Genomic DNA, 15,596 nt, shown 5'->3' on the forward strand with positions numbered 1-15,596 from the left:
CGTCGCAGGCGTGAAGTCGAGGGAGGGGGTATGCGCCGGGCATGACCGAACCGACAGCACTGGCCTTCGTCTGCACACTCGAACGACCTCCGACACCGTCGAGCAGCGAGCTGCTCGCACGGCAGGTGCTCGACGAACTGGGCAAGCAGGGGGTGCACGGCCAGATGGTCCGGGCGGTCGACCACAACATCGCACGGCCGCCGACATTCTGTTGATCTCGACGCCGACCTGGATGGGGCAGATGTCCAGCGTCGCGAAACGGGTTCTCGAACGCCTCGACGCCGAACTCTCCGAGACCGACGACAGCGGACGCCCGGTGCTGTTTCGGCAAGGTCGCGGTGGTCGGGAACGAGGACGGGGCGGGCCCAACCGTCACGTCCGCGAACTCGACACTGGCGGCGAACGCCGGTCACCTCGCACGGCTTCTACGCCAGGATCCGTATCCGCCTCCGCCGACGTACGAGAGGCGTCCTGAGGCTCGGCGGTCACCAGACCCCGACCGCCATCAGGACGAGCCCCACGACGACCACGAGGAACACCACGACGATGGCGGCGACGATGACGATCGTCGCCACACCGGTCGCGGGAAAGTGGCCCCGGGTGTCCGGCTCGTGCTCGGTCACTCCGTGCGTCCCTCCCGATGCCGGCGGTGTGGATCCGGTAGGCACGCCCCCACCGGGCTCGAGGTCGGGCGTGTCCCGCGGTTCTGGGTCGGGTCCGTGCGGCACTCCTGGATCCGTCATGTCGACCTCCTAACGATGTGACGTGGGGGTACCCCGATCGCCCGTCGGTCATTCGTCATCGGAACGCGTCCCGATGCGTGCATGGGCAGCCACCCAGCTCACCCTTCCGACTTTTCCTCCATTTCGTGTTTGCCGCTGCGCGGGGCGGGCTAACCAACCCGTGAGTCGGCGTCGATCCGGACCGGCGGGGTCCCGGAGACCCGTCCACCACCCACAGAGGAGACGACGGTCATGAAAGGTGGCACGCGCGTCGCCCTCGCCGTGGCGGCCGGCTACTTCCTCGGCCGCACGCGCAAGATGAAGGCAGCACTGATGCTCGCCGGCGCGGGAGCAACCGGTCGACTTCCGAGCAGTTCACGGGAATTGGTACGTGAGGGCGTCAAACGGCTCGGCGATTCCGGGGAGGTCTCGAAGCTCGTGGAGAGCGTGCGCGGCGAACTGGCCGACGCCGCCAAGAACGCCGCGATCGCAGCAGCGAGCAACCGGATCGACGCCCTGACGAATCGGATCGAAGGAACGACCGAGGATCTGGCCAAATCGACCGAGGGCGTGACCAAAGGGGCCGAGGGCGTGACCAAAGGACTGACGGGCTTGCTTGCACCCGAGGAGGAGCACGAGGACACCGAAGAATCCGAGCCCGACGAGAGCAGCACACAAGAAGAGGAAACCGCGCGCGATCAGGAGGACAAGGACACCACCGAGCACGACACGACCGAGCATGCCGAGGCACCCCGGCGCCGAAGCACATCGCCTCGGACGCGATCCACTTCTTCCCGTGGCACGCCGCGAACACGCAAGGCCGCCCAATCGAAGACCGACCAACCGAAGAAGACACGGACGAGTGCGCGAGCTGCCACGGCGGACGACGCACCGGTTCGCCGGACCGGGAGGTGAATGGCGTGTCCACGACCCAGGAAGAAAAGACGCCGACCGGCGGTGCAGACCTACTCAAGGACTCGCTCAAGCACCTCGTCGGCGCAGTCACCGAGAAGGGCGTCAAGTCCCTGACCGACACCGTCGCGTCGACGGTCGGGCACCTCGACGAGTTCACCGAGGGCGGCGGACACGGGGGGCTCGCCACCGCGGTGACGGGGCTGGCACAGGGTGAATCTCCGGCGAAGGTCGCGATGAAGGCGGGGTGGTCGGGCGTCACCGGCAAGATCAAGGAGAAGGGACGTGACCTCAAGGAGGCGCTGACGGGAGGTAAAGGCAAGGGAAAGGGCAAGGGCCGCAAGTTCGTCAACATCGTGGAACAGATCGACATCGGGGCTCCGCTCGACCTGGTGTACGACCAGTGGACACAGTTCACCGATTTTCCCGGATTCATGAAGAAACTAGAACAGGTCGAGCAGGTCTCGGACGAGAAACTGCAGTGGAAGGCGCAAGTCTTCTGGTCGCATCGTTCGTGGGAGTCGACGATCCTCGAGCAGGTTCCCGACGAACGCATCGTGTGGCGGTCCAAGGGAGCCAAGGGCTACCTCGACGGGGCCGTCACCTTCCACGAACTCACACCCGGCCTGACGCGGGTTCTGGTGATCATCGAGTACCACCCACAGGGCTTCTTCGAGAAGACCGGCAACATCTGGCGGGCCCAAGGCCGACGGATAAGACTGGAGCTCAAGCACTTTCAACGTCACGTCATGCTGCAAACGGTGCTGCACCCGGATGACGTCGAGGGGTGGCACGGGGAAATCCACGACAGTAGGGTCGTGCCGCCCGAGGAACTGGAAGAGCAGGACGAGCAGGAGGACCTCGAGGAACCGGACGACGAGCAGGAGGAGCAGGAGGAGCAGGAGGAGCAGGACGAGGTCGAGGAACCGGAAGAAGAGGACGAAGAGGGCCCGGAGGAAGAGGAACGGGATCGCGACCGCGGGAACGCGGAAGACGAGTCGCCTGATGACGAGCGGGCGTCGGACGACGAAGACGACGAACACGAGGCGGCGCCGCGGAGCAGGCGGCGTCGGGAGCAGGAGGCGAACCGATGACCATGGTGCAAGGAGGTGGAGGTGGCGGCCCGAATCCCGGCAGCCTCGCCGACGTGATCGACACGATTCTGGACAAGGGTCTGGTCATCGACGCCTACGTACGAGTGTCTCTGGTGGGCATCGAAATCCTCACCGTCGACGCGCGGGTCGTGGTCGCCAGCGTCGATACGTATCTGCGTTTCGCCGAGGCGGTCAACCGATTGGAGATCTCCGCCACCGAACCGAAGGGTTTGCCGGACATGGTGGAAGACATGACCCAGGGTGCCGCCCGGTCGAAGTCCAAGGGCGCGATCGAGGCGGCCGGCGAGAAAGTGGCCGATTTCCTCGGCAGCGTCGAGCAGGCCCGAGAGAAGCAGCCACGAGGACGAGGCAGCGAGCGATGACAGAACAGAAATCCGAGAACGGCGACCGCACTGGAGCGGTGTACGTCTATGGACTGGTGCCGGCGGATGTCGAGGTGAAACCGGACGTGACCGGCGTCGGCACACCCCCTCGCCCGCTTTCGAGCGTCACGTTCGACGACATCGCCGCCCTCGTCAGCGAGATCGACCCGGAAGCGCAGCTGGGGACACCGGAGGATCTCCGGGCTCACGCGAGGATTCTCGACACGACCGCCATGGTCGCACCCGTGCTTCCGTTCAGGTTCGGCGCGGTGATGACCGACACCGACGCGGTCGTGTCCGAGCTGCTGGAACCGTACCGGGACGAGTTCCACGAGGCACTGAATCAGCTCGAGGGGCGTGTCGAGTACGTGGTGAAGGGCCGATACATCGAGGACTCCGTCCTCCGCGAGATCCTGTCCGAGGACGACGAGATCGTCCGGCTCCGAGAAGCCATCCGGGACCGACCGGAGGACGTCACGCGCGATGAACGACTGGCACTCGGCGAGCGGGTCAGCCAGGCGCTGGCCGCCAAACGGGACCATGACACGCAGCAGCTGGTGGAGGCGCTCGGCCAGGTGGCGAAGGAAGTCCGTGTCCGGGACGCGACCGACGACGAGGATGCCGGTTCCGTGGCCGTGCTGATTGCCACGGACGATATCGACTCCCTCGACAAGGCGGTCGCGCGCCTCACCCAGGATTGGCAGGATCGAGTCGAACTGACGGTCCTCGGACCTCTTGCCGCCTACGACTTCACGAAGACCCGCACCCCCGGGACCTGAGCATGGGCATCTTCACTGCCGTCCTCGGGCTTCCTCTCGCACCTGTTCGGGGCGTGGTGTGGATCGGTGAGATCATCCGCCGACAGGTGGAGGAGGAACTGTACAGTCCGGCGGCCCTGCGGCGCCGCCTCGAAGCGGTCGACGACGCCCGATCCTCGGGGCAGATGTCCGATGAGGAGGCGGCGCAGGCAGAGGCACAGATCCTCGACTCGATGACGCGCCGGAAGGGTGCCGACGAAGCCGATCGACAGGAGTGAGCCATGACCGGACCACGTGACCCGGATACAGCCCACGACACCGGCGAGGATATCGATCTGACAGCCCCTGAGGCCGCTGCCGAAGCGGTCCGTCAGGTCGCCCAACTCACCGGACGCACCCCGCTCGGTGCCGTTTCCGTCGCGCCGAGCGACGAAGGATGGTCCGTCGAGGTGGAGGTCGTCGAGGACCGCCGCATTCCGTCGTCGTCCGACGTCTTGGCGATCTATCTCGTCGTCTTGGACCTCGACGGAATGCTGCTGTCGTACAAGCGGACTCGACAGTACACCCGCGGAAACTCGAAGGGTGCGGGGCAGTGACGCGGGCTGGAGGCGGCTCCGGCGGCCCCGGCGGCCCCGGCTATCCCCAGCCCTACAGCCAGGGCCTCGGCGGCGCGGGTCACGAACCGGCGAACCTCGCAGACATTCTCGAGCGCGTCCTGGACAAGGGAATCGTCATTGCTGGTGACATCCGCGTCAACCTGCTCGACATCGAATTGCTGACCATCAAGCTCCGATTGGTGATCGCCTCTCTGGAGACGGCTCGCGAGGTCGGCATCGACTGGTGGGAGCACGATCCGTGGCTCAGCGGGCGCAGCAACGACCTCGAGCTGGAGAATCAACGCTTGCGCGATCGCATTGCGGCACTGGAGTCGGGCGACCACGCCGCCGCGGACCTCACCACTTCCTCTCGGCGGCCGGCGGAGGTCGACCGGGCTAACGCCGAGGAGCCACGTCGTGACCGCGAATGAGGGTGTGTGGGTCTATGCGATCACCACCGACGGCTCCTTCCCGGGCGGCATCTCCGGAATCCGTGGCGTGGCAGGAGAACCGTTGCGCACGGTGTCGGACAGTGGCATGGCCGCTGTCGTCGGGTCCGTCGATCTCGACGAGTACGGCGAGGATGCTCTGCGACGCAATCTCGAAGACCTCGATTGGCTCTCGGAGACGGCGCGCCGACACGACGCGGTGGTGTCCGCGATCTGCGCCGGCGGGGCGACCGTCCCGCTTCGCCTGGCGACGGTGTACTTCGACGACGAACGAGTGCGCGCCATGCTGCGTGAGCAGGCCGACGCCTTCACGACAGTGCTGGACCGGATCGCCGACCGAGCGGAATGGGGCGTGCGGGTCTACGGAGATCCTGGCGCGTTCACCGAGCGCAGTGAGCCTGCCGACAAGGCCGGCAGGCCCTCGGGAACGGAGTATCTGATGCGTCGGCGGGCACGGGCGGCGGCCCGAAAGGACGCCGAGGCCATCGCCGCCGAGCGAGCAGACGACATCTATGCAGAACTCGCGAACATCGCCGTCGCCGGGATCCGCCAACCACCCTCGCCCCCCGCCCTCGCTCCGCAGAAGGTGTGGGAGATCCTCAACGCCAGTTTTCTCGTCGACGAACGTCGCACCCGCGAATTCACCGCCGCGGCGGACGACATCGATGCGCGTGTCGACGATGTCGAGATCGTCCTCACCGGTCCGTGGCCGCCGTACTCGTTCACCGCCGTCGAATCGAGCAGCCGATGAGTGGTCCTGGCTACCCCGAGCGCCGAGTCGCGCTGGTGGATCTGCTCGATCGAGTTCTCGGCGGTGGGGTCGTCGTCTCCGGCGAGATCACCCTGTCGATCGCTGACGTGGACATGGTCCACGTTTCGCTGAGGACGCTCGTGTCCTCGGTGAGTGCGCTGGGACTTCCACCGGACCGGACGCTCGAGAGCGACCCGTGACCGACTCTCCCGAAGGTTCGGACGCGACGTCGGGCGATGCGCGCCACGAGCGCGGACCGTCGTTGCGACAACGGATCGATTCGGACCCCGAGAACGTCGAGCGCGGCCTCGTCGCGCTGGTGCTGACGCTGGTCGAACTGCTGCGTCAACTGATGGAGCGGCAGGCCCTGCGCCGGGTGGATGCCGGTGACCTGTCCGATACCCAGATCGAACGCATCGGGACCACGTTGATGCTGCTCGAGGAGAAGATGGAGGAGTTGCGCGAACACTTCGGGCTCACGCCCGAGGATCTGAACATCGACTTGGGCCCGCTCGGTCCGTTGTTGGCCGACGAATGACCGTCGCTGCCGCGTGCCGGTGCGGAAACTGCGCCCGCCGAGTCGTCGAACCCCTGCAGAAGTGCCCATGATTCGGACCAGCGTCGTCATCGCCACACGGGACAGACCGGTGGAACTGGCGCGCACTCTCGGCCGGCTCCGCGACGCCGATCCGCGGATGCCTGTCATCGTCGTGGACAATGCCTCGGACCAGGACTTGCGCGCCTGGGTGCCGGCGCAGTTCCACGACGTCGAGGTGGTGCGCCTGGACACGAATCGCGGAGCGGCCGGCCGAACCGTCGGCGTCCGTCGTGCCCGGACACCGTTCGTGGCCTTCTGCGACGACGACTCCTGTTGGGCACCGGGCGCGTTCGCGTTGGCGGAACAACTGTTCGACCGATATCCGTCGTTGGCGGTGATAGCCGCCAGGACGCTCGTCGGCGACGAGGGGCTTCCGGACTCCATCACGACGGATCTGGCTCGCAGTCCCCTCCGCGACCTGGACGGGCTGCCGGGTCCGCGTGTCCTCGGATTCCTTGCATGCTCGGCGATCGTGCGCCGGGACGCCTACCTCGGCGTGGGCGGATTCCACCCCGTATTGCACTTCGCCGGCGAAGAACGCCTACTGTCGCTCGACCTCGCCACGCGTGGCTGGAACATCTGTTATGTCCACGAACTCGTCGCCCGACACCATCCGTCCAGGATCCGGCCGCCGTCCGAGTGGCGCCGGCGGCGCGAGATGCGCAACGACGCGTTGACCGAGTGGATGAGGCGGCCTGTCACTACCGCGCTACTGCACTCCGGGCGGCTGGTTCGCCGCGCGTTCAACGACAGTTCGGCGCGGGGCGCCGTCGCCGACCTCGTGCGCGCCCTTCCGACTGCGCTGATGCACCGACGTCCGATTCCCGCACCGCTCGAACGCGAGGTCCGGCAACTCGAGACGTTCCGTCTCGACTGCTCCTCGGAGGCCGTCCCGTGAGCACCTCCGTCACCGTCGTCGTCATCACCCACAATCGGCGCGATGAGCTGAGACGAACCCTGCGCGCCATGGCGGCGTTGCCCGACGCCGCGCCGATCATCGTGGCGGACAACGGCTCCACCGACGGCAGTGCGGACATCGTGGAATCCGAGTTCCCCGCCGTCACGGTGATGCGTCTGTCCGCGAATCTCGGCGCGACTGCGCGCAACATCGCGGTCGACCGGGTTGCGACACGGTACGTGGCATTCTGCGACGACGACACGGTGTGGCAACCCGGTGCGCTGACCGCCGCCGCGGCCGTCCTCGATCGCTGTCCGGGCCTGGCCACCGTCACCGGTCGATGCCTGGTCGCGCCTTCTTTGCACGAAGACCCGTTGACGCCCGAGTTGCGCCATTCGCCGGTCGCCGGACCCGAGTGGATGCCGGGACCGACACTGCTCGGCATCATGGCGGGATTGACCATGATCCGATGCAGCGCGTTCCGCCAGGTCGGTGGATTCGAACCCCGTATGTGGCTCGGCGGCGAGGAGGAACTCCTGGCGCTGGACCTGGCGGCCGCCGGGTGGTGGATGTGCTGGCGCGAGGACGTGGTGATTCACCACGCGCCCTCGCCGGCCCGCGACGCCAGGCGCCGCCGGCAACTCGGCATACGAAACACCCTGTGGACGCTGTGGTTGCGGCGGCCCGTCCGGTCCGCCTTCCGCCGGTCGGTGCAGATCCTGCGATCCTCCCCCGCCGACAGATACACCGTGTTGGCCGTACTGGAGGCAGCTCGGGCGGGCGTCTGGGTGGTGCGCAACCGGAGAGTGGTCCCGCCGTCGGTGGAACAGGGACTACTGGCACTCGAGGACTTCCAGATCGACTCGCCGGCGCGCCGATACGTGGGTTGACCAGCGGTTCTTCTCGTCATATCGGGCCTGAGCGATGACGGCCACCGCATGATTACCTGCCCATAGAGTTTGAACCTCGGAGATTCGGTAACTCTGCACCACATGAACGATCGAGCCGACGCGAGAACCGTTCTCGTCTGGCATGTCCACGGCTCGTGGCTGGATGCGTTCGTTCGCGGCGGACACCGTTATCTGCTGCCGACGCTTCCCAACCGGGGTCCGTGGGGCCGTGGCCGGATGGGGCGGCCGTGGCCGGACGATGCGGTCGAGGTGGGCCCGAAGGACCTCGAGACGGCCGACGTCGACGTCGTGATCGCCCAGAATCCCGGCGAGATCCCGCTGGCGGCGCGCTGGCTCGGCCGGCTACCGGGCCGCGATGTTCCGCTCGTGTACGTCGAGCACAACACTCCTGGCGGCCATGCGCCGACGACGCGCCACCCGATGGCCGACCGAGACGATCTCACCCTCGTCCACGTGACCCATTTCAATCGGATGATGTGGGACTGCGGCCGCACGCCGACCCGTGTCATCGGCCACGGCGTCGCGGATCCGGGGCGGCGCTACGTAGGCCGACTGGAACGCAGCACGACGATGATCAACGACCCCGTCCGCCGGTGGCGAGCGGTGGGCACCGACCTGTTGCCGATGCTGTCGGGTCCCGCGCCGATCGACGTGTTCGGAATGGCGACGGCCGAACTCGCGAAGAAGCCGGGTACTCCCTCGAAGGTGACCCCCGGTGGGGATCTCACACACGACCGGCTGTACGACGCCGTGAGTGAACGCCGCGTGTACCTGCACACCGCGCGCTGGACGTCGTTGGGCCTGTCGCTGGTCGAAGCGATGCTGCTGGCCATGCCCGTCGTCGCACTCGCCACCACCGAGGTTGCGGTATCCGTCCCTCCCGATGCCGGATTGGTCTCGACCGATCCCGAACGCATGGTCGCCGCCGTTCGCCTCTACCTCTCGGATCCCGACGCCGCAGTCGAAGCCGGGCTGCGCGCCCGAACCTACGCGCTCGAGCAGTTCTCGCTCGCGAGGTTCCTCCAAGCCTGGGACGACTTGCTGGCCGAGACCGCCCGCCAACCGCTGCTGTCGTAGGAGGTACGCCGATGAAGATCGCGATGGTCTCCGACCACGCCAGTCCGCTCGTCGCGATGGGCGGGGTGGACACCGGCGGGCAGAACGTCCATGTGGCCGCATTGTCGGCGGCGTTGGTCAGACACGGTCACACGGTGGTCGTCTTCACCCGCCGCGACAGCGAATCGGCGCCGGACGTGGTGCGGGCGCCCGACGGATACGACGTGGTCCATGTCCCGGCCGGCCCTCCCGAGAAGATCGCGAAGGACGATCTTCTCCCGCACATGCAGGACTTCGCGTGCGGCCTACGCGACCATTTCTCCCGGTCGGACTTCGACATCGTCCACTCGCACTTCTGGATGTCCGGACTGACCGCCCGGCTTGCGGGCCGCGCCTGCAATCTCCCGGTCGTCCACACCTTCCATGCACTCGGCATCGTCAAGAAGCGCTATCAAGGAGCCGCGGACACGAGCCCACCGGAGCGAATCCCGTTGGAGAGCAAGCTCGGCAAGAGTGTCGACGCGGTGGCCGCGACGTGCTCGGACGAGGTCTTCGAACTGGTCCGCATGGGCATTCCTCGTTCCCACATCACGGTGGTGCCGTGCGGCGTCGACGTGAACGAGTTCCGGCCGGACGGCCCCGGTGCCCCGCGCAGCGATCGTCTTCGGCTCACCACGGTCGGGCGTCTGGTACCTCGCAAAGGATTCGACGTCGCGATCCGCACGTTGCCGACGCTTCCCAACACCGAACTCGTGATCGCCGGTGGTCCCGCGGCCGGGGGCGTCGCCGAGGACGCCGAGGGACGAAGGCTGCTGGATCTGGCAGCCGAGCTCGGTGTCGCCGACCGGCTGATCATGCCCGGGCAGATCCCGCGGGCGCGAATGCCCGAACTGCTGCGCTCGACCGACATCGTCGTCTGCTCACCGTGGTACGAGCCGTTCGGGATCGTGCCGCTCGAAGCCATGGCTTGTTCGAAACCGGTAGTGGCGAGCGCCGTCGGGGGTCTCACCGATTCCGTCGTCGACAGCATCACCGGGATCCATGTCCCGCCGCGCAATTCCGAGGCGCTCGCACGCGCCCTGCACTCCCTCCTGAGCGACCCGGTGCGGTGCGAGGAGTACGGCCACGCGGGGCGCGATCGAGCGGTCCAACGCTATTCGTGGGACCGCGTCGCCGACGAAACCGAGCGGATCTACGACACCGTCGTCGGCCGTCTGCTTCCTCGAGCGGCAGGCGGTGTCGGTCGATGAACGCCGTTACCGGGCGCCGCCGAGTGGTGGTGACCGGCGGGGCGGGGTTCCTCGGATTGCACGTCTGCGCCCGGCTGTCCAAGCGGGGGGATTCGGTGATCTGCATCGACGACTTCTCCACGTCCGCCCCGTGGGCGCGCGGCGTACTAAGCGATCTCGACCGCGTGACCGTCGTCGACGGCTCGGTGGCGGATCCACCGGCGCTCCCACGCAGGATGGATCTGCTCCTGCATCTGGCATGTCCGGCCTCACCACGCGACTATCAGGCGGATCCCGTCGGAACCCTGGTTACCGGCGGCCTGGGCACGCTGGAGATGCTCGACCGCGCCGAGTCCTCGGGCGCTCGGATCGTGCTGGCGTCGACGAGCGAGGTCTACGGCGATCCCGCAGTGCATCCGCAAAACGAAACCTATTGGGGCAATGTGAACCCGGTCGGCCCCCGGAGCATGTACGACGAATCGAAACGCTTCGCGGAGGCCTTGACGTCCGCCTTCCGCCGCCAGTACGGGACCGACACGGCGATCGTCCGGATCTTCAACAGCTACGGCCCAGGCATGCGGGTCGACGATGGACGGATGGTACCGGCCTTCGTGTGTGCCGCGCTCGGACATAACCCGATTCCGGTTTCCGGCACCGGACGGCAGACACGGTCGTTGTGCTTCGTCGACGACACGGTCTCGGGAATCCTCGCTCTGGCCGAGAGCGACCATCCCGGACCGGTCAATATCGGCTCACCACGCGAGATTCCGGTCCTGGAGATCGCCTCGATGGTCAATCGCATTGCCCATTCGGATGCGGGAGTGCGATTCGTGGATGCCGTTCCGGACGATCCGCAGCGACGCTGCCCCGACGTGGACCTCGCCCAGCGGATACTCGGCTGGCATCCACAGACCTCCCTCGAGAAGGGGCTCCGCCGAACGGTCGCCTGGTTCGCGAAAACAACGCGCTCGACCGAATCCTGGACCACTGGGGGTTTCCAATGCGTGTGATGGGCGTCAATGCGGTTTTCCACGATCCGGCTGCGGTACTGGTCGATGGTGGGCAGGTCGTCGCGGCGGCCGAAGAGGAGCGCTTCACCAGACGCAAGCACGGTAAACGCCCGTACGCGTTCTCGACATGGGAACTCCCCGAGCGGGCCATGCGCTGGTGTCTGGAACAGGGTGGCATCGGTCCGGAACATCTCGATGCCGTCACCTACTCGTACGACCCGACGCTGGTCGAGCCGGAACTACCTGGAACCGAACGAGATTGGGAGCATCTGCGCACCCTGTACGCCGAGCGCTTTCCCCGCTTCCTGCGTACCGTGCTGCCCGGCGTCGACCCCTCGATCGTGAGGTTCGTCCCGCACCACGTGGCGCACGCCGCGTCGGCGGCGTTGGCGTCGCCGCATCAGGACTGCGCGGTCATCGTCGCGGACGGCCGAGGCGAAAGCACGTCCTACCTCGCCGGCGAGTATCGCAACGGCAAGCTCGTCCCCCTTGCGTCCCAGCGTCTGCCGCATTCACTGGGTCTGTTGTACGAGGATCTCACCGAGCACCTGGGGTTCGCACGCTCGAGCGACGAGTACAAGGTGATGGCCCTGGGGTCCTACGGGAAGCCGCGGTTCCTCGACGTGCTCGAGCGCCACGTCACCACCACCGACGACGGGTGTTTCCACGTCGCTCCGATCGAATGGGACGCACTGGCACCACGCCGCCTACCCGGTGACGAATGGACGGTGTCCCAAGCCGATCTCGCGTGCAGTGTGCAGCGTCGACTCGAGGATGTGCTGTTGACCTTGGCACGCTGGCTGCACACCCGGACCGGGAATCCGCATCTGACCTTGGCCGGCGGGGTGGCGCTCAATTGTGTGGCGAACACCCGTCTGTACGCCGAGGGGCCGTACGAAGACGTGTGGGTCCAGCCGGCGGCCGGGGATGCGGGCACCGCGCTCGGCGGCGCACTGCAACTGGCCGCGGAACTGGGTGACAACCCGGTGTCACAGTCCCGGTACGACCTCGGTCGCGGGTGGACCGACGATGAGCTCGAGGACGCACTCGTCGCCGCGGCGCTCCCGTTCGAACGGCCCGAGGACATCGCAGCGACCGTCGCAGCGGCGCTGGCCGACAACCGCACCGTCGCGTGGTTCCAGGGCCGGGCCGAGTTCGGGCCGCGCGCACTGGGACACCGGTCCTTGCTCGCCCACCCCTCTCCGGTCGCGAACATCGAGCGTCTGAATGCGATCAAAGGCCGCGAACAGTTCCGTCCGGTCGCCCCCATGGTCGCCGCCGACCGTGCGGCCGAGATCTTCGACCGGGGCCCGCTTCCCAGCCCGTACATGCTCTTCGTCCACGACGTCGCGGCCCACTGGCGGGATCGGCTCGGCGCGGTGACTCACGTGGACGGCACCGCCCGCGTGCAGACGGTCGACGCGGATGCCGAACCCCTCGTCACGCGGATGCTCACCGCCTTCGAGAAGCGGACCGGTATCCCGGTGGTGATCAATACCAGCCTGAACACGGCGGGCAGACCGATGGTCGACAGTCCCGTCGATGCTCTCGAGTGTTTCGGGTCGGCCCCGGTGGACCTGCTGGCGCTGGGCCCTTTCGTAGTGCGGAGGCCGATGTGAGCGCCGCGACGGACACGGACTACGCGATCGTCGTTCCCACCGTCTTGCGGCCGAGTCTCCATCTCCTCTTGAACTCGCTCGCGAAGACCGCCGGCACACGCCCGTCGGAGATCGTCGTCGTGGTCGATCTTCCGGAACTCCCCGAGTCGGTCGGCACCGAGCAAGACTGGTCGGGCCGGTCGATCCGATGGCTGTGCTCCGGCGGGCGCGGGCCTGCGGCGGCGCGCAATTGCGGCTGGCTCGCGGCGGCCGGCACCTGGGTGGTCTTCCTCGACGACGACGTGCAGGTGTCCACCGACTGGGGACTGCTGCTGCGTGAGGACCTGTCCGCACTCGGTCCGGAGGTCGCCGCGTCCTACGGCACGATCGAGGTACCGGCCCCGGTCGGACGCCTACCCACCGACGACGAGCGCCGCACGATGGGACTCGGCGACGCCCGCTGGATCACGGCCGACGCAGCGATTCGCCGGACCGCGCTCAGGGCTGTCGGAGGTTTCGACGAGCGTTTCCCCCGGGCCTACCGTGAAGACGCGGATCTCGCCCTTCGCCTCGTGTCCGCGGGGTACGTCTTGGAGGGGGGATCACGAATCACCACACACCCCATTCGCACGGGCGGCGTCTGGTCGAGTGTGCGGGCGCAGGCCGGCAATGCCGACAACGCACTCATGCGCCGTCGACACGGCCCGGACTGGCGGGGACGCACCGGCGAAGGCCACGGCAGACTCGCTTGGCATACCGCAACGACGGTGAGTGCGGTAGCGGCCCTGGCGTTCACCGTCGCGGGCCGACCTCGTGCCGCCGCCGTCGCCGCCATGGCGTGGCTTTCGGCCACAACGCGCTTCGCGACCGACCGGATTCGGCCGGGGCCCGGGACAGCAGCCGAGGTCCTGGCGATGGCGGTCACCAGCGTCCTCATTCCGCCCGCGGCCGTCCTGCATCGCATCCGTGGGGAAATCGACGTGCTGCGAAACGGAACGTCGACGCGGTCGCCGATTCTCGCTGTCCTTTTCGACCGGGACGACACACTGATCCGCGACGTGCCCTACCTCGCGGACTTTCGCCGCGTGCAACCGATTTCGGGTGCCGGGGCGGTCCTCGACGTGTTACGCACGAGCGGGATCCTCGTCGGTGTGGTCACGAACCAGTCCGGGGTGGCATCGGGACGCATCAGTCGCGACGAACTCCGGGCCGTCAACCGAGAGGTGGAACGGAGACTCGGCCCGTTCGACACGTGGCAGATATGCACGCACGCCCGCAATGACGGCTGTGTGTGCCGCAAGCCCTTGCCCGGCCTGATTCTGCGTGCGGCCGCGGATCTCGGTGTGCCTGTCGAGCGGTGCCTGGTTATCGGCGACACCGCCGCCGACGTCGAAGCAGCCCGCGCTGCCGGGGCCACGGGAATGTTGGTGCCGACCGAACACACGTCAGCCGAGGAGATCGACCGGGCACGAGAGTTGAATATCCTTGCACCGGATCTACTCTCGGCCATCCGAAGCGCCGGGCTTCCCGGGACGGCACCGTGGTGACCGGAATCCATTCCCTCGTCGCACGCCAGGACAACCTCGGCGATGTGTTGTTGGCCGGCCCGTGCATCCGAGCCGTGGCGTCCGCATCAGAGCGGGTGACCCTGCTGGTGGGTCCGCGTGGGCGCGCCGCAGCCGAACTACTCCCCCAGGTCGACGACATCATCGAGTGGGAAGCCCCGTGGATCGATCCCGAACCGACGTGGCCTGGGGCCGACGCGGTTCTCGATATCGTTTCCGCCCTGCGCCGACGCCGCATCGATCGAGCGGTGATCCTCACGTCCTTTCACCAATCGCCGTTGCCGACGGCACTGCTGCTCCGGATGGCAGGTGTCCCGTGGCTGGCGGCGATCTCGGAGGACTATCCGGGCGCTCTGCTGAACGTCCGGCACCGGATGGTCGACGACGTTCCGGAGGTCGAACGAGCATTGAGCTTGGCTCGACACGCCGGCTTCACGCTCCCCGCTGGAGACGACGGCCGCCTGCGTCTGCGATCCGCCCTCCCCGACGTCACCGACCTTGTCGGCACGCGTCCGTACGTCGTCGTGCATCCCGGCGCGTCCGCCCCGGCACGCACCGCATCGCCAGGATGGTGGACGCGCGTGGTGCGCGGGCTGGCCCAGCGCGGCCGGCGAGTGATCGTCACCGGCAGCCTCGACGAGGCGCGACTCACTCGGATCGTCGCGTCGGGCGTGGCCCTCGACCTCGGCGGCCGGACAACGCTCGGACAACTCGCGGCGGTCCTCCGCACCGCAGCCGTCACCGTGGCACCGAACACGGGTGCCGCACATTTGTCGGCGGCAGCCGGAACACCGGTGGTATCCGTCTTCGCCCCCGTCGTTCCGGCCCGCCGGTGGAGCCCGTACGGAATCGACACAATCGTTCTCGGCGACCAGCACGCCCCGTGTCGGGGCAGTCGCGCGCGGCAGTGCTCGCTGGCGGAACACCCGTGCCTCGACATGATCGACCCCGATCGCGTGTGCAGCGCTGTCGCGGAGCTCACGGCGCCGAGAGGCGCTCGCAATTGCGCGCCTTCACGTTTGGAATCGCCTGGCGGGGGGAACCTCTGAATCATCGGAGCCGTTGG

General features: G+C 67.5%; 20 protein-coding genes. 19 read left to right on the forward strand and 1 reads right to left on the reverse strand.

Annotation, left to right across the window (positions count from 1 at the left end):
- Positions 1 to 41 precede the first annotated feature (41 nt).
- Entirely contained in the window at positions 42 to 215 is a 174-nt protein-coding gene (locus ABTV10_RS13695; RefSeq protein WP_499027710.1) for a hypothetical protein, read from the forward strand.
- A gap of 270 nt (positions 216 to 485) precedes the next feature.
- On the opposite strand, the gene ABTV10_RS13700 is transcribed toward ABTV10_RS13695, so the two are convergent.
- Positions 486 to 743, reverse strand: coding sequence for a DUF6480 family protein (locus ABTV10_RS13700; protein ID WP_499027712.1), 258 nt, complete (start codon positions 741 to 743; stop codon positions 486 to 488).
- A gap of 231 nt (positions 744 to 974) precedes the next feature.
- Here ABTV10_RS13700 and ABTV10_RS13705 point away from each other — a divergent pair, with 231 nt between their 5' ends.
- The 18 genes from ABTV10_RS13705 to ABTV10_RS13790 all read left to right on the forward strand — a co-directional run bounded on the left by ABTV10_RS13705 (position 975) and on the right by ABTV10_RS13790 (position 15,579).
- A complete protein-coding gene (locus ABTV10_RS13705; RefSeq protein WP_499027714.1) occupies positions 975 to 1,637 on the forward strand; it encodes a hypothetical protein in 663 nt (220 codons plus the stop codon).
- Positions 1,638 to 1,642: 5 nt separating this feature from the next.
- Entirely contained in the window at positions 1,643 to 2,728 is a 1,086-nt protein-coding gene (locus ABTV10_RS13710) for an SRPBCC family protein (protein ID WP_499027715.1), read from the forward strand.
- Positions 2,725 to 3,111, forward strand: coding sequence for a gas vesicle protein GvpJ (gvpJ, locus tag ABTV10_RS13715; RefSeq protein ID WP_433604528.1), 387 nt, complete (start codon positions 2,725 to 2,727; stop codon positions 3,109 to 3,111). Before ABTV10_RS13710 ends, gvpJ (ABTV10_RS13715) begins: the two co-directional genes overlap by 4 nt.
- A complete protein-coding gene (locus ABTV10_RS13720; protein WP_499027719.1) occupies positions 3,108 to 3,890 on the forward strand; it encodes a GvpL/GvpF family gas vesicle protein in 783 nt (260 codons plus the stop codon). The genes gvpJ (ABTV10_RS13715) and ABTV10_RS13720 overlap by 4 nt, the downstream gene beginning before the upstream one ends.
- A gap of 2 nt (positions 3,891 to 3,892) precedes the next feature.
- Entirely contained in the window at positions 3,893 to 4,147 is a 255-nt protein-coding gene (locus tag ABTV10_RS13725; protein ID WP_499027720.1) for a gas vesicle protein GvpG, read from the forward strand.
- Positions 4,148 to 4,150: 3 nt separating this feature from the next.
- Positions 4,151 to 4,465: a gas vesicle protein GvpO gene (locus tag ABTV10_RS13730; RefSeq protein ID WP_499027722.1), complete on the forward strand. Its 315-nt coding sequence runs from the start codon at positions 4,151 to 4,153 to the stop codon at positions 4,463 to 4,465.
- Positions 4,462 to 4,896, forward strand: coding sequence for a gas vesicle protein (locus ABTV10_RS13735; RefSeq protein WP_499027725.1), 435 nt, complete (start codon positions 4,462 to 4,464; stop codon positions 4,894 to 4,896). Before ABTV10_RS13730 ends, ABTV10_RS13735 begins: the two co-directional genes overlap by 4 nt.
- The gene (locus ABTV10_RS13740) at positions 4,883 to 5,665 is read left to right on the forward strand and encodes a GvpL/GvpF family gas vesicle protein (RefSeq protein WP_499027727.1); all 783 of its coding nucleotides are present in this window, start codon (positions 4,883 to 4,885) and stop codon (positions 5,663 to 5,665) included. Before ABTV10_RS13735 ends, ABTV10_RS13740 begins: the two co-directional genes overlap by 14 nt.
- Entirely contained in the window at positions 5,662 to 5,865 is a 204-nt protein-coding gene (gvpJ, locus tag ABTV10_RS13745; protein ID WP_499027730.1) for a gas vesicle protein GvpJ, read from the forward strand. The genes ABTV10_RS13740 and gvpJ (ABTV10_RS13745) overlap by 4 nt, the downstream gene beginning before the upstream one ends.
- On the forward strand, positions 5,862 to 6,203 hold the full coding sequence (locus ABTV10_RS13750) for a gas vesicle protein K (RefSeq protein ID WP_499027732.1): 342 nt from the start codon (positions 5,862 to 5,864) through the stop codon (positions 6,201 to 6,203). The genes gvpJ (ABTV10_RS13745) and ABTV10_RS13750 overlap by 4 nt, the downstream gene beginning before the upstream one ends.
- Positions 6,204 to 6,270: 67 nt before the next feature.
- Positions 6,271 to 7,161 carry a glycosyltransferase family 2 protein gene (locus tag ABTV10_RS13755; RefSeq protein ID WP_499027733.1) on the forward strand — a complete coding sequence of 297 codons (891 nt, stop codon included), beginning with the start codon at positions 6,271 to 6,273 and terminating at the stop codon, positions 7,159 to 7,161.
- Entirely contained in the window at positions 7,158 to 8,051 is an 894-nt protein-coding gene (locus ABTV10_RS13760; RefSeq protein ID WP_499027735.1) for a glycosyltransferase family 2 protein, read from the forward strand. Before ABTV10_RS13755 ends, ABTV10_RS13760 begins: the two co-directional genes overlap by 4 nt.
- 102 nt (positions 8,052 to 8,153) lie before the next feature.
- The gene (locus ABTV10_RS13765) at positions 8,154 to 9,149 is read left to right on the forward strand and encodes a glycosyltransferase (protein WP_499027736.1); all 996 of its coding nucleotides are present in this window, start codon (positions 8,154 to 8,156) and stop codon (positions 9,147 to 9,149) included.
- An 11-nt stretch (positions 9,150 to 9,160) separates the two neighbouring features.
- Positions 9,161 to 10,378: a glycosyltransferase gene (locus tag ABTV10_RS13770; RefSeq protein ID WP_499027737.1), complete on the forward strand. Its 1,218-nt coding sequence runs from the start codon at positions 9,161 to 9,163 to the stop codon at positions 10,376 to 10,378.
- Between the two features lie 23 nt (positions 10,379 to 10,401).
- Positions 10,402 to 11,367, forward strand: coding sequence for an NAD-dependent epimerase/dehydratase family protein (locus ABTV10_RS13775; protein ID WP_499027739.1), 966 nt, complete (start codon positions 10,402 to 10,404; stop codon positions 11,365 to 11,367).
- The gene (locus ABTV10_RS13780) at positions 11,367 to 12,986 is read left to right on the forward strand and encodes a carbamoyltransferase family protein (protein ID WP_499027740.1); all 1,620 of its coding nucleotides are present in this window, start codon (positions 11,367 to 11,369) and stop codon (positions 12,984 to 12,986) included. Before ABTV10_RS13775 ends, ABTV10_RS13780 begins: the two co-directional genes overlap by 1 nt.
- The gene (locus ABTV10_RS13785) at positions 12,983 to 14,512 is read left to right on the forward strand and encodes an HAD-IIIA family hydrolase (RefSeq protein ID WP_499027741.1); all 1,530 of its coding nucleotides are present in this window, start codon (positions 12,983 to 12,985) and stop codon (positions 14,510 to 14,512) included. Before ABTV10_RS13780 ends, ABTV10_RS13785 begins: the two co-directional genes overlap by 4 nt.
- A complete protein-coding gene (locus tag ABTV10_RS13790) occupies positions 14,509 to 15,579 on the forward strand; it encodes a glycosyltransferase family 9 protein (protein WP_499027744.1) in 1,071 nt (356 codons plus the stop codon). Before ABTV10_RS13785 ends, ABTV10_RS13790 begins: the two co-directional genes overlap by 4 nt.
- Positions 15,580 to 15,596: the final 17 nt, after the last annotated feature.

Origin of the sequence: Paraburkholderia sp. RHO2, assembly GCF_050955445.1 — a bacterium.
In the GTDB taxonomy this organism is placed as follows: Bacteria; Actinomycetota; Actinomycetes; order Mycobacteriales; family Mycobacteriaceae; genus Prescottella; species Prescottella agglutinans_A.

Excerpts from the sequence above, each read along its gene's own strand:
- ABTV10_RS13695 (WP_499027710.1), top strand. The coding sequence starts at position 42 with ATGACCGAACCGACAGCACTGGCCTTCGTCTGCACACTCGAACGACCT.
- ABTV10_RS13700 (WP_499027712.1), bottom strand. The coding sequence starts at position 743 with ATGACGGATCCAGGAGTGCCGCACGGACCCGACCCAGAACCGCGGGAC.
- ABTV10_RS13705 (WP_499027714.1), top strand. The coding sequence starts at position 975 with ATGAAAGGTGGCACGCGCGTCGCCCTCGCCGTGGCGGCCGGCTACTTC.
- gvpJ (WP_433604528.1), top strand. The coding sequence starts at position 2,725 with ATGACCATGGTGCAAGGAGGTGGAGGTGGCGGCCCGAATCCCGGCAGC.
- ABTV10_RS13720 (WP_499027719.1), top strand. The coding sequence starts at position 3,108 with ATGACAGAACAGAAATCCGAGAACGGCGACCGCACTGGAGCGGTGTAC.
- ABTV10_RS13725 (WP_499027720.1), top strand. The coding sequence starts at position 3,893 with ATGGGCATCTTCACTGCCGTCCTCGGGCTTCCTCTCGCACCTGTTCGG.
- ABTV10_RS13730 (WP_499027722.1), top strand. The coding sequence starts at position 4,151 with ATGACCGGACCACGTGACCCGGATACAGCCCACGACACCGGCGAGGAT.
- gvpJ (WP_499027730.1), top strand. The coding sequence starts at position 5,662 with ATGAGTGGTCCTGGCTACCCCGAGCGCCGAGTCGCGCTGGTGGATCTG.
- ABTV10_RS13755 (WP_499027733.1), top strand. The coding sequence starts at position 6,271 with ATGATTCGGACCAGCGTCGTCATCGCCACACGGGACAGACCGGTGGAA.
- ABTV10_RS13765 (WP_499027736.1), top strand. The coding sequence starts at position 8,154 with ATGAACGATCGAGCCGACGCGAGAACCGTTCTCGTCTGGCATGTCCAC.
- ABTV10_RS13770 (WP_499027737.1), top strand. The coding sequence starts at position 9,161 with ATGAAGATCGCGATGGTCTCCGACCACGCCAGTCCGCTCGTCGCGATG.
- ABTV10_RS13780 (WP_499027740.1), top strand. The coding sequence starts at position 11,367 with ATGGGCGTCAATGCGGTTTTCCACGATCCGGCTGCGGTACTGGTCGAT.